Annotated in this window: 11 protein-coding genes; 3 read left to right on the plus strand and 8 right to left on the minus strand. The window is 68.4% G+C overall.

The window, feature by feature from the left end; all coding sequences use genetic code 11:
- Positions 1–10 precede the first annotated feature (10 nt).
- Complete coding sequence (gene rng, locus N792_RS03260) at positions 11–1,519, minus strand: ribonuclease G (RefSeq protein ID WP_036192641.1); 1,509 nt, start codon at positions 1,517–1,519, stop codon at positions 11–13.
- The gene (locus N792_RS03265) at positions 1,516–2,133 is read right to left on the minus strand and encodes a Maf family protein (RefSeq protein ID WP_036192642.1); all 618 of its coding nucleotides are present in this window, start codon (positions 2,131–2,133) and stop codon (positions 1,516–1,518) included. The genes rng and N792_RS03265 overlap by 4 nt, the downstream gene beginning before the upstream one ends.
- Positions 2,134–2,441: 308 nt before the next feature.
- Here N792_RS03265 and N792_RS03270 point away from each other — a divergent pair, with 308 nt between their 5' ends.
- Complete coding sequence (locus tag N792_RS03270) at positions 2,442–3,179, plus strand: SIMPL domain-containing protein (protein ID WP_036192926.1); 738 nt, start codon at positions 2,442–2,444, stop codon at positions 3,177–3,179.
- Positions 3,180–3,182: 3 nt separating this feature from the next.
- Positions 3,183–3,371, plus strand: coding sequence for a hypothetical protein (locus N792_RS13950; RefSeq protein WP_156969281.1), 189 nt, complete (start codon positions 3,183–3,185; stop codon positions 3,369–3,371).
- 104 nt (positions 3,372–3,475) lie between these two features.
- Here the strand turns inward: N792_RS13950 and rlmH are convergent, their stop codons facing one another.
- The 6 genes from rlmH to leuS all read right to left on the minus strand — a co-directional run bounded on the left by rlmH (position 3,476) and on the right by leuS (position 9,734).
- Positions 3,476–3,946 (minus strand): 23S rRNA (pseudouridine(1915)-N(3))-methyltransferase RlmH, encoded by a 471-nt coding sequence (gene rlmH, locus N792_RS03275; protein ID WP_036192643.1) that lies wholly within the window; start codon positions 3,944–3,946, stop codon positions 3,476–3,478.
- Positions 3,947–3,970: 24 nt separating this feature from the next.
- Positions 3,971–4,432, minus strand: coding sequence for a ribosome silencing factor (gene rsfS, locus N792_RS03280; protein ID WP_052103381.1), 462 nt, complete (start codon positions 4,430–4,432; stop codon positions 3,971–3,973).
- 30 nt (positions 4,433–4,462) lie between these two features.
- A complete protein-coding gene (gene nadD / locus N792_RS03285; protein WP_052103383.1) occupies positions 4,463–5,173 on the minus strand; it encodes a nicotinate-nucleotide adenylyltransferase in 711 nt (236 codons plus the stop codon).
- Positions 5,166–6,212, minus strand: a complete 1,047-nt coding sequence (holA, locus tag N792_RS03290) for a DNA polymerase III subunit delta (RefSeq protein ID WP_036192645.1) — start codon at positions 6,210–6,212, stop codon at positions 5,166–5,168. The genes nadD and holA overlap by 8 nt, the downstream gene beginning before the upstream one ends.
- Positions 6,213–6,214: 2 nt before the next feature.
- A complete protein-coding gene (locus tag N792_RS03295) occupies positions 6,215–6,889 on the minus strand; it encodes an LPS-assembly lipoprotein LptE (RefSeq protein ID WP_036192646.1) in 675 nt (224 codons plus the stop codon).
- Between the two features lie 85 nt (positions 6,890–6,974).
- Positions 6,975–9,734 carry a leucine--tRNA ligase gene (gene leuS, locus N792_RS03300; protein WP_036192930.1) on the minus strand — a complete coding sequence of 920 codons (2,760 nt, stop codon included), beginning with the start codon at positions 9,732–9,734 and terminating at the stop codon, positions 6,975–6,977.
- A gap of 273 nt (positions 9,735–10,007) precedes the next feature.
- On the opposite strand from leuS, the gene N792_RS03305 reads away from it, so the two are divergent.
- On the plus strand, positions 10,008–11,678 hold the full coding sequence (locus tag N792_RS03305; RefSeq protein ID WP_052103384.1) for a sensor domain-containing diguanylate cyclase: 1,671 nt from the start codon (positions 10,008–10,010) through the stop codon (positions 11,676–11,678).
- Positions 11,679–11,789 lie beyond the last annotated feature (111 nt).

Raw genomic sequence — 11,789 nt, forward strand, 5'->3', positions numbered from 1 at the left:
TCGCCCGCAGTCAGAGCAGAACGACATCGAACTGCTCCTGCGCGTACTGGTCGTCGGGCTGGAAACGGATCGACTTGCCGACAAACTCCTCCAGCTCGGCCACGGCCGCCGACTCCTCGTCGGTGATCCGCGCGACCACCTTCGGCGAGGCGATCACCAGCAACCGCGCCGCATCGAACTGCCGCACCTGGCGCACGATCTCGCGGAAGATCTCGTAGGTCACCGTTTCGGGGGTCTTCAGCGTGCCGCGACCACTGCATTCGTGGCAGGGCTCGGTCAGCTGGCGCTGCAGGCTTTCGGTGGTGCGTTTGCGGGTCATCTCCACCAGCCCCAGCGGCGAGAACTCGTACACCGTGGTCTTGGCGTGGTCCTTCAGCAGCGCCTTTTCCAGCGTCCGCAGCACCTGGCGCTTGTGCTCGGCATCGTTCATGTCGATGAAGTCGATGATGATGATGCCGCCCAGGTTGCGCAGCCGCAGCTGACGCGCGACCGACTGGGCCGCCTCCAGGTTGGTGCGGTAGACGGTCTCCTCCTGGTTGCGCTGGCCCAGGAACGAGCCGGTATTGATGTCGACCGTGGTCATCGCCTCGGTCTGGTCGATCACCAGGTAGCCGCCGGATTTCAGCGGCACCTGCTTGTCCAGCGCGCGCTGGATCTCGTCCTCCACGCCGTAGAGGTCGAAGATCGGCCGCGCACCGGCGTAGTGCTCGATCTTCTCCACCAGGTCCGGCCCTTCGGCGGTGCCGGTGGAAGGCATGAACTGCGCCGCGAACGCGCGCAGGCGCTCGAAGGTCTCGCGCGAATCGACCTTGACCTTCTCGACATCGCGCCGGATCAGGTCGCGCACCGCGCGCAGCGGCAGGGTCAGGTCCTCGTACACGCACTCGCCCACCCGCACGGACCCCGACTTCTCGCCGATCAGGGCCCACACCCGGCTGAGGTAGGTGATGTCCTCGGCCAGCGCCTCTTCCGACTGGCCCTCCGCATTGGTGCGCACGATGTAGCCGTGGGACTCCCCGGCCGGTGCCAGCGCGGCGACATGCGCCTTCAGGCGGGCGCGCTCGGCCTCGTCCTCGATCCGCGCCGAAACCCCGACCACCCTGGTGTGCGGCAGCAGGACCAGGTAACGCGAGGGAATGCTGATCTGGGTGGTCAGCCGCGCACCCTTGCCACCGATCGGGTCCTTGACCACCTGGACGACGATTTCCTGGCCTTCGCGCAGCAACTCGGAGATCGGCCGGGTCGGGGTGGCCGGCAAGGACGCCGCGTCGCCCTCGCCGTCACCCACCGCCGGTTTGACGATATCGGCGGCATGCAGGAACGCCGCGCGTTCCAGCCCGATCTCGATGAAGGCCGCCTGCATGCCCGGCATCACCCGCTGCACCCGGCCCTTGTAGATGTTGCCGACCACGCCGCGCGCCCAGCCGCGCTCGATGTGCAGCTCCTGCAGCATGCCGTTTTCGACCACCGCCACCCGGGTCTCGCGTGGGGTGACGTTGACCAGGATCTCCTCGCTCATGGGGCCTCCACCGGAGTCGTGGTCGTGCCCGCGCCGGCCGCTGCCATCGGTCCGAGACCGAAGGACGCCAGCAATTGCGCGGTCACCTGCAGCGGCAGCCCCATGACTCCCGAGTAGCTGCCGTCGAGCCGGGTCACAAAGGCCTCGGCGCCGCCCTGGATGGCGTAGGCGCCGGCCTTGCCGAACGGCTCACCTCCGGCCACGTAGGCGGCCATCAATGTTCCGGGCAAGGGCGCGAAGGTGACCTTCGAGATCGATACCGCCTGCACGCTGCGGGTGGCCGACACCAGCGACACTGCCGAGATCACCCGGTGCTCGCGTCCCGACAGACGCCGCAGCATCGCCATGGCATCCGCGGCATCCGCAGGCTTGCCGAACACCTCGTCATCCAGCACGACCTCGGTATCCGCCCCCAGCACCAGTGCCTCCTGGTCATGGTCCACATCCGCCAGGCCGGCCAACGCCTTCTCGTGTGCCACCCGGCACACATAATCCTCGGCCGACTCCTCCGGTCGGCGCTGCTCGGGGACATCCAGCGCGAGCACATCGAAGTCGAGCCCCAGGCGGGCCAGCAGTTCCCGGCGGCGCGGGGATTGTGAGGCGAGATAGAGCATGGGACTCCAAAGGCAGCGTGGGCGGGGCGCCGCTGTGAAACGGGACACTGTGAAACCCGCGGCAACCCCGAGGGCAGGACGACAGCGAGCATGCGGAAATGGCACTGACAGGACGACGGTGATTGCGCCGGCACTTCCGGCCGCGCCCCCGAACACCACCTTCACCGCCATCCCACCGCCGGAAAGCATAACCCGCGCGGACTGAGCCTCAGCCGACGCCGGGTGCACAATCCGATCCGGCTCACGGCCCGTTCACCGCCCGCCCCCGACCCTTCCCGCCTGCCTCCCAGGAGTTGTTCATGTACCTGATGCCACCCGTTTCTCGCTTGCGCCCGCTCGCCCTGGCCGCCGCTCTCGCCCTTGGAGTCACCGCCATGCCCGGCAACGCCCAGACCGCACCGACCGCGGCGGTCTCCGCCAACACCCTGCTGTCGGTGTCCGCCGAAGCCCATGCGACCCGCGTGCCCGATATCGCCCGCCTGTCCACCGGCGTGGTCACCCAGGCCGCCGATCCACAGGCCGCCATGCAGGCCAACGCGAACCAGATGAGCCAGGTGGTCGCCGCGATCCGCAAGGCCGGCATCGCCGAGCGCGACATCCAGACCGGCGGCGTCAACCTCAACCCGCAGTACCGCTATGCCGACAACCAGCCGCCGACGATCACCGGCTATGAGGCCCGCAACAGCGTCAACATCACCGTGCGCAAGATCGGTGAACTGGGCCGGATCATGGATGCGCTGGTCGGCGTCGGCGCGAACCAGATCCAGGGTCCCAGCTTCGAGGTCGACGACAAGGAGTCGGCCTATGACGAAGCGCGGCGTGCGGCGATCGGCAAGGCCCGGACCCGCGCCGGCATGTACGCCAGCGAGCTCGGCCTGAAGGTATTGCGGATCGTCAGCATCAGCGAGGGCACTGGCGGCTTTGGCCCGCCGATGCCGATGATGGCGATGGCGCGGATGGAGAAATCGCAGGCCGACACCCCGATTGCTGCCGGCGAAAGCACGTTGCCGGTCAGCCTTGACGTGGTCTTCGAACTGGGACGCTGAGCCATGACCGCACCCCGCAAACCCGCACCCCCGACCCCGGCCCCGGACCCGAAGCCCGGCTCGCAGCCCGGCTATGCCGAGCCAAAGCCGCGCGACAAGCACGATGCGCGCCAGCCGCATCCGCGCAAGCCGCCCAACCCTGACGAGGGCGGAATGGAGCGCGATCCGGGGACGAACCCGGAGGGACATTGATTGCCATCGTTGTGATGGCCGCATCCAGTCCAGGTGTTTGAATCTGGGAGGACGAATGCAAAAAGCCCGCTTCGGCGGGCTTTTTCCGTGTTGCACGCAGCGCGTCACGCACGATGGTAAGGGTGGTTGGCCAGCAGGGCCGCGGCGCGATACAGCTGTTCGGCGGCCACCAGCCGTACCAGCATGTGCGGCAGGGTCAGCGGGCCCAGCGACCAGGACTCGTCGGCACGGGCCAGCACCTCATCGGCATGGCCTTCGGGGCCGCCGATCAGCAGCGCCAGATCCAGCCCCTGCCCGCGCCAACGCTCCAGCCGCTGCGCCAGTTCCTCGGAACTCCACGGCCTGCCGCGGCCATCGAGGGTCACCACCAGCGGCGATTTCGGCAGCGCGGAGATCACCCGCGCGCCTTCCTCGGCGGTGGCGCGGGCGACATCGCGGTTCTTGCCGCGCACGCCCGGCTCGATCTCGACCAGCTCCAGCGGCAGCCAGTGCGACAACCGCTTGCGGTACTCCTCGAAACCTTCCGCCACCCAGCGCGGAGCACGGTCGCCGACCGCGATCAGCTTCGCCTTCATGCCATCAACAACCGCAGGACGGCGTTACAGGCGGTCTTCGGCGTCGGTCTCGGCGCCACCGTCGTCGACCGCGCGGTGCTCGTCGCCGTATTCATCGATCGCCGCCGGCGGCTGGTCGCCGACCGTCCACAGGCGCTCGAGCGCGTAGAACTCGCGTACGCGCGGCAGCATGATGTGCACGACCACGTCGCCGAGGTCGACCAGCACCCATTCGGCCTCGCGCTCGCCTTCCACGCCCAGTGGCATGACGTCGAGCTTCTTGGCGAACTTGACCACCTCGTCGGCGATCGATTTCACGTGCCGGGACGAGGTGCCCGAGGCAATCACCATGTAGTCGGTGACGCTGCTCTTGCCGCGCACGTCGATTTCCACGGCGTCCTTGGCTTTCAATTCCGCGATCGCGTCACGCACGGTCTGCAGCAGGTCGTCGACGCTGGGCGGCGGGCTCGGGAGACGGGTCTTGATGACTTGGGCTTGGCTGGTCAATGCAGGCTCTGGGGTTGGGTGCGGGGCGGATTATAACGAAGCCGGAGCGCCGGCCCCGGTGGCATACAACCGGTGACGGTCGATGTAGCCGGCCACCGCGGTAGGAACCAGGTGTCGCCACGGCCGGCCATCGGCAATGCACTGGCGCACATTGGTGGCGGATTCGGGGTGCAGCGGCTGCTGCAGGCGCAGGACGCGACCAGCCGCCACCGCGCGCAGGTCGTCGACCGAGTCGGCCCAACGTGTCTCCAGAAAGGACGGCAACGGTTCCGGCAAACGGCCATCCAGGTCGATGCCGGGGCGTTCGGCGACCACGAAATGCGCGAGCGTGAACAGCGCTTGCCACGCTTTCCATTGCGGCAGGTCGACCAGGCCGTCGGCCCCGATCAGCAGCGCGACCGGCGCATCCGGCCCCAGTTCGGCCCGGATGCCGTGGAGGGTGTCGATCGACCAGGACGGCGTGCTGCGCATCAGTTCGCGACGGTCGACCTTCAGGCCACGTTCGCCGGCCACCGCCAGGTCCAGCATCTGCGCGCGTTGCAGGGCTGTGGCCCCGGGTGCGGGCCGGTGCGGCGGATCGGCGGCCGGCATCAGGTGGATGGTCGCCTGGAGCCGGTCGCGGGCGCGTCGGGCGACCTCCAGGTGACCGCAATGGACCGGGTCGAACGTGCCGCCGTAGAACACGGCCAGCGGCGGCACGGGTTCCTGCGGCGACTTCCCCGGACGGGAGGACTCAGACATCGGCCCGCGCCAGCAGCCGCACCGCACGCGGCTCGGCCACCGCCAGCAGCACGCGCTCCAGCGCGACCCAGGGATCGCCCGCCTCGCGCCCCTTGGCCATGCGGTCCACCCGGCCCGCCTGCGACACCAGCGCATCCCAGTGGGCCGGTGAATGACGTTGCAGCGCGCGGTGGTACATGGGCTGTTTGGCATCCCAGACCCGCTGCGCCTTGAACTCGGCCGACAGGTTCCCACCACGCGCCTTGATCCGCGCCAGTGCGGCGGTGCGCTGCAGTTCCATCACCACCATGCCCAGCAACGCCGGTACCGCCTCGCCCTCGGCACGCAGCCCGGCGAGCATGCGCGAGACCTGGGCCGGCTGGCCGTTCATCGCCGCGTCGATGAGCCGGAACACGTCGAAACGCGCCGCATCGGCCACCAGCGACTCCATCGTCGCCAGATCGAGGCGGTCGCCACCGACCAGCAACGCGAGCTTGTCGATCTCCTGCGCGGCCGCCAGCAGGTTGCCGTCGATCCGTTCGACCAGCCGTTGCACCGCATCGGGTTCGGCACGCACGCCACGCGAGCGCAGCCGTTGCTCGACCCAACCGGACAGCTCATGCGGCTTGATCGGCCAGGCGATCGCGATCTTGCCGATCTTTCCGATCGCCTCGCTCCATTTGCCGGCGTGCTTCCTGCTCCACTCACCCGCGGTCACCAGCAGCACCACGTCGGCCGGCGGCTGCGCGCAGAACTCGCTGATCAACGCACCGCCTTCCTTGCCGGGCTTGCCGGTCGGCAGGCGCAGTTCCACCAGGCGGCGGGTGGCAAACAGGCTGGGCGCACCGAACGTGGCCTTCATCGCCGCCCAGTCCGGCTCGCGCTGGTTGCCCTCGGCCTCGAACACCTCGCGCTCGTCGATGCCCTGGGCACGCGCGGCGGCGCGCACCGCGTCGGCGGCCTCGAGCACGCGCAACGGCTCGGAGCCGGCAATCAGGTAGGCGGGGCTGAGCGACCCGGACCCGAGCTGGGCGACCAGCTGTTCCGGCTTGAGTTCCATGCTCAGCGCGGGTGGCCCGGGGTTGGCCCGGCGCCCGGCTCGATGTCGGATTTGTCAGCCGCCGGCGGCACGGGCTCAGGTACCGGTTGCGCGGGCACTGGCGCAAGCGCGTCCGCCGCTTCCATCGCGGCCCTGGCGGCATCGGTGGTGCGGATGAACACCTTGGCCGGGTCGCCGGAGACGCGCTCGGCGCCGGTGGCGGCATCGATCCGCCGCAGGACCGAGGCGGCCATCTCGCGCTGCATCTCGCGCACCAGGATGTCGCGCTCGCCCTCGGTACCGATCGAGTTGTTCGGCACCGAGATGTAGTCGCGCGACAGCTCGATGTTCTGCTCCGGCACCAGCACCGTGCCATCGCCGTTGCGCAACTCGAACACCACCGCGTAGCGCAGGCTGAACTCCTGCGCGCGGCCGCGCGAATCGACGCTGATCGGGGTATCGCCCCAGCGTTCGGCCTTGATCTGCAGGATCGCCGGCGTCTCGGTCGCCGCGGTGGCCGGTGTCGCCCCGGCCCGGGCCAGGGCCTCGGACAGGGACTCGGCCAGCGGGCTGTAGCGACTGGTCGAGGTCACCTTCACCGGGTCCAGTTCGGCCGGCAGGGTCAGCGCGTTGCGCAACTGGAAGCCACAGGCCGACAGGGCCAGCACGAGAACGAGGGGCAGCAGGCGTCGGATCATCGGCGCAGTCTGACCGACGCGGATGGACGCATCAAGCGCCAGGACGACGCCGGGCTGAACCGGGTACGGCGGGCAACCAAACCGTTCAGCCCGCCACGATATTGACGATCTTGCCCGGCACCACGATCACCTTGCGCACGTTCAGGCTCTCCAGGAACCTGGCCACGTGCGGCTCGGCCAGCGCCAGACGCTCGACCTCGGCCTTGTCCAGGCCGACCGGCGCCTCGATGGTGCCGCGCAGCTTTCCGTTGACCTGCACCGCCATCACCACCGCATCGCGGGCCAGCGCGGCGGGATCGACCGGCGGGAACGGCACGTCCTCCAGCAGCGTCTCCGGGTGGCCCAGCGCCTGCCACAGGGCGTGGCTGGTGTGCGGGGTGACCGGGTTCAGCAGCAGCACCATCGCCTGCAGCGCCTCGTGGCGTACCGCCCGGCCCGCATCGGTCATGTCGTTGAACCGGCCGACGTGGTTCAACAACTCCATCAGCGCGGCGATCGCGGTGTTGAAGGCATGGCGGCGACCGTAATCGTCTCCGACCTTCTGGATGGTTTCGTGCAGTTGCCGGCGCAGCGTCTTCTGCGCCGCGTCCAGCACCACACCACCCTTCAGCAGATCGTGGATGTCGGGGTGGTCGGGCTGGCCGACATGGGTCAGCACCCCGCGCCAGAACCGGCGCAGGAAGCGCGCCATGCCCTCGACGCCGGCCTCGTTCCACTCCAGCGACAGCTCCGGCGGCGCGGCGAACATCGAGAACAACCGCACCGTGTCGGCACCGAACTTGTCGACCATCAGGCGCGGGTCGACGCCGTTGTTCTTGGACTTGGACATCTTCTCGACGCCGCCGATCACCACCGGCTCGCCGTCAGCTTTCAGGGTCGCCCCGGTGATGCGGCCGCGTTCATCGCGGACGATCGCCACGTCGGCCGGGTTGATCCAGTCCTTCGCGCCGTTGGCTTCTTCGCGATAGAAGGTCTCGGCGATGACCATGCCCTGGGTCAGCAGGTTGGTCGCCGGCTCGTCGCTGTCGACCAGCCCCTGGTCGCGCAGCAGGCGGTGGTAGAAGCGGAAATACAGCAGGTGCAGGATCGCGTGCTCGACGCCGCCGATGTACTGGTCGACCGGCAACCAGTGGTTGGCGCGCCCGTCGACCTGGGTGTCCGCGCCCGGCGAGGTGTAGCGCGCGTAGTACCAGCTCGACTCCATGAAGGTGTCGAAGGTGTCGGTTTCGCGTTCGGCCGGACCAGAGCAGCCCGGGCAGGAGGTCTTGCGCCATTCCGGGTCCGCCTTGATCGGCGAGCCGGTGCCCATGAACTCGACATCCTCCGGCAGCACCACCGGCAACTGGTCTTCCGGCACCGGCAACGCGCCGCACGCCTGGCAGTAGATCACCGGGATCGGGCAGCCCCAGTAACGCTGGCGGCTCACGCCCCAGTCGCGCAGGCGGAAATTGACCCGGCGCGCACCGCGGCCTTCGGCCTCGAACCTCGTGGCCAGCGCGTCGAACGCCTGCTGGAAATCCAGGCCGTCGTAGTCGCCGGAATTCACCAGCCAGCCACGCTCGGTGTAGGCCTGCCCGGCCAGGCCCTGCTGGAACTGCTCGACCACCTGCACCGCGGCGCCGGTGTCGTAGGCATCCGTGGCGCCGCCCTGACCGAGCGCGCTGCCCATCGGGTCGGCATGCGAGCCCAGGTCGCGACCGATCTCCCTCAATGCATCGCGCACCGCATCGGGCACGATCACGAGCTTGATCGGCAACTGGTAACGCGTCGCGAATTCGTGGTCGCGCTCGTCGTGGCCCGGCACCGCCATCACCGCGCCGGTGCCGTAGTTCATCAGCACGAAGTTGGCGACGTACACCGGCAGCTCCTCGCCAGTGACCGGGTGCAGCGCGCGCAGGCCGGTGTCCATGCCGCGCTTTTCCTGGGTCTCAAGCTCGGCCTCGCTGACACCGCCCTTGCGCAGCTCGGCGATGAACGCGGCCAGGTCGTCGTTGCCGGCGGCCGCATGCGTGGCCAGCGGATGCTCGGCGGCGATCGAGACGAACGTCACCCCCATCAGGGTGTCGGGACGGGTGGTGAACACGGTCAGCGGTTCTACCGCGGCACCGCCGGCATCACGCACGTCGAAACGGATCTCCAGCCCCTCGGAGCGGCCGATCCAGTTGCGCTGCATGGTCTTGACCGCGTCGGGCCAGCCCGGCAGGTGGTCCAGTCCGTCGAGCAGCTCCTGCGCGTAGTCGGTGATCTTCAGGAACCACTGCGGGATCTCGCGCTTCTCCACCAGCGCGCCGGTGCGCCAGCCGCGGCCATCGATGACCTGTTCGTTGGCCAGCACGGTCTGGTCGACCGGATCCCAGTTGACCACCGAGTTCCTGCGGTAAGCCAGGCCCTGCTTCATCAGCCGCACGAACATGCGCTGCTCGTGCACGTAATACGACGGCTCGCAGGTGGCGAACTCGCGCGACCAGTCGATCGCGTAGCCCATCTGCCGCAGCTGCGCCTTCATGTGGCCGATGTTGGCGTAGGTCCACTTGGCGGGCGCGGTGTGGTGCTTGATCGCGGCGTTCTCCGCCGGCAGGCCGAACGCGTCCCAGCCCATCGGTTGCAGCACGTTGTGGCCGGTCATCCGCTTGTAACGGCTGATCACGTCACTGATGGTGTAGTTGCGCACGTGACCCATGTGCAACGCGCCCGACGGATATGGCAGCATCGACAGGCAGTAGTACTTGGGCTTGTCCGACGACTCGTCGACCTCGAACGCGCGGGTGCCGTCCCAATAGCGCTGGGCGGCGAGCTCCACGGCCCGGGGGTCGAACGCGAGCGGGCTGGAACCACCATGATCGATGGTGCCGGAGTCGTTGGAGGCTTCAATGGACACGGTGCGGACCGGAAACGGAGAGACCGGAAAGCCTACCGCAGTGCACCAAACGCCGCCATGCGGCGCGTCGGAGCGGCCCGTGTCGCCGCCGTTGCCACTGAACGCCCGCACACGCGACCCGCGACCCAACCGCTGGCACAACTCTTGCTTTCCCCAACTTGAACCATTTTCCCTCTTGATGACCTGATCGCGATGCCGCCCGTCACCTCCGCCCCGTCCAGCCGCCTCCGCCCATACCGGATGCCGGCCTTCATCCTGTCGGTGGTGCTGCTGATCTGCGTCGGCGTGGCCATGGTCCTGAGCATCCGCAGCTTCACCCGCAGCACCGACCTGGTGGAACACAGCTATCAGGTGATCAACACGGCGGAGGCCATCCGATCCTCGGCCCGCTCGACCGAATCCGATGCGCGCGGCTACCGCCTCAGTGGTCGCGACCAACTGCTGGCCGAGTACCTGGCCACGTTTCCGGCGACCCGGAAAGCCACTTCACAGCTGGTGGTCATCACCCGGGACGACCCGGCCCAGCAGACCCGCGCGCTCGAGGTGGAGACGCTGGTGGAGAAACGTCTGGCCGAACTGCAACGGCTGATCGACATACAGCGCGACCAGGGCATCGCCGAGGCGCAGCGCGAAGGGCTGGACAGCCCCGGCTTCGGCCAGATGCAGCAGATCAACCTGCTCATCGATACCGTGCTGACCCAGGAGCATCACCTGTTGCGCGAGCGTCGCCAGACCATGGCCACCCTCGCCGCCGTCACCATCGCCGGGGTGGTGGCAGGCATCCTGTTGCCGCTGGTGCTGCTGGGCCTGCTGCTGGGCGGCCTGACCCGGGAGAACCGGCGCAGCCTGAAGCTGGAGCGGGAAGCGCGCAGCACCATGCGGGAGCTGGCGATATCGCTGGAGCAACGCAGCCGCCTCTCCGAGCAGCGCCGCGTGCTGGGCGCGTACGCCGGCATCCTGCAGAGCTGCGAAAACCTGAACGAGGCGCTGAACGTCACCGCCGAGGTGATCGCGCAGATGCTGCCGACTGCCGGTGGCCGCTGTTACGTGCTGCGTTCATCGTTGAACCAGGTCGAGGCACTGTCCCGCTTCGGCACGGAAACCGTTCCCAGCGATTCGGTATGGGCACCTTCCGCCTGCTGGGGACTGCGCCGCGGCCAGCCGCACCGCAGCGGCCATGGACCGGGCAACGTCTATTGCAGCCACCTCCACATCGAAGACCTCGGGGAAAACGGCTGGACCCTGTGCGTGCCGCTGATGGCCCAGGGTGTCTCGCTGGGCCTGCTGCATGTCAATGGCGCCACCGGCGGCAGCAGCGAGGACGTGCAGGTGGTGGAGGCCATCGCCGAGCAGTTGAGCCTGGCCATGATCAACCTACAACTGCGCGAATCGCTGCGGGTGCAGTCCCTGCGCGATCCGCTCACCGGCCTGTACAACCGCCGGTATCTGGAAGAAAACACCCAGCGCGAGCTGCAGCGTTGCCAGCGGCGCGGGCTTCCGCTGTCGGTGATCATGCTCGACATCGACCATTTCAAGCGCTTCAACGACGAGCATGGCCATGCGGCCGGCGACGCACTGCTGACGGCCATCGCGCAGACCCTGCAGACCCACACCCGCGACGAGGACATCGTGTGCCGGTATGGCGGCGAAGAGTTCACCGTGGTGATGCCGGAAGCCAGCAGCGAGGACGCCCAGCGACGCGCGGAGGAAATCCGCAGCGCGATCGCCACCACCACCGTGGTGCACCTGCGCAAGACCCTGGGGCCAAATACCGCTTCACTGGGCGTGGCGACATATCCCTTCGATGGCAGCACCCCGGCCGAATTGATCGGGTCCGCCGATACGGCGCTGTACCGGGCCAAGGCGGAAGGACGCAACCGCTTCGTGGTGCATCAGCTCGCGCGGGCCTGACGACGCGCCGACCTGTCGATCAAAGCTGGATCGCGACCGGGCCGAAGCCCATGACAACTGGCTGATCAGTTGAGTTGAACTGAGCTGACCTGTCATGTCGGGCCGGCATGC

The sequence above is a fragment of the Lysobacter concretionis Ko07 = DSM 16239 genome, assembly GCF_000768345.1.
In the GTDB taxonomy this organism is placed as follows: Bacteria; Pseudomonadota; Gammaproteobacteria; order Xanthomonadales; family Xanthomonadaceae; genus Novilysobacter; species Novilysobacter concretionis.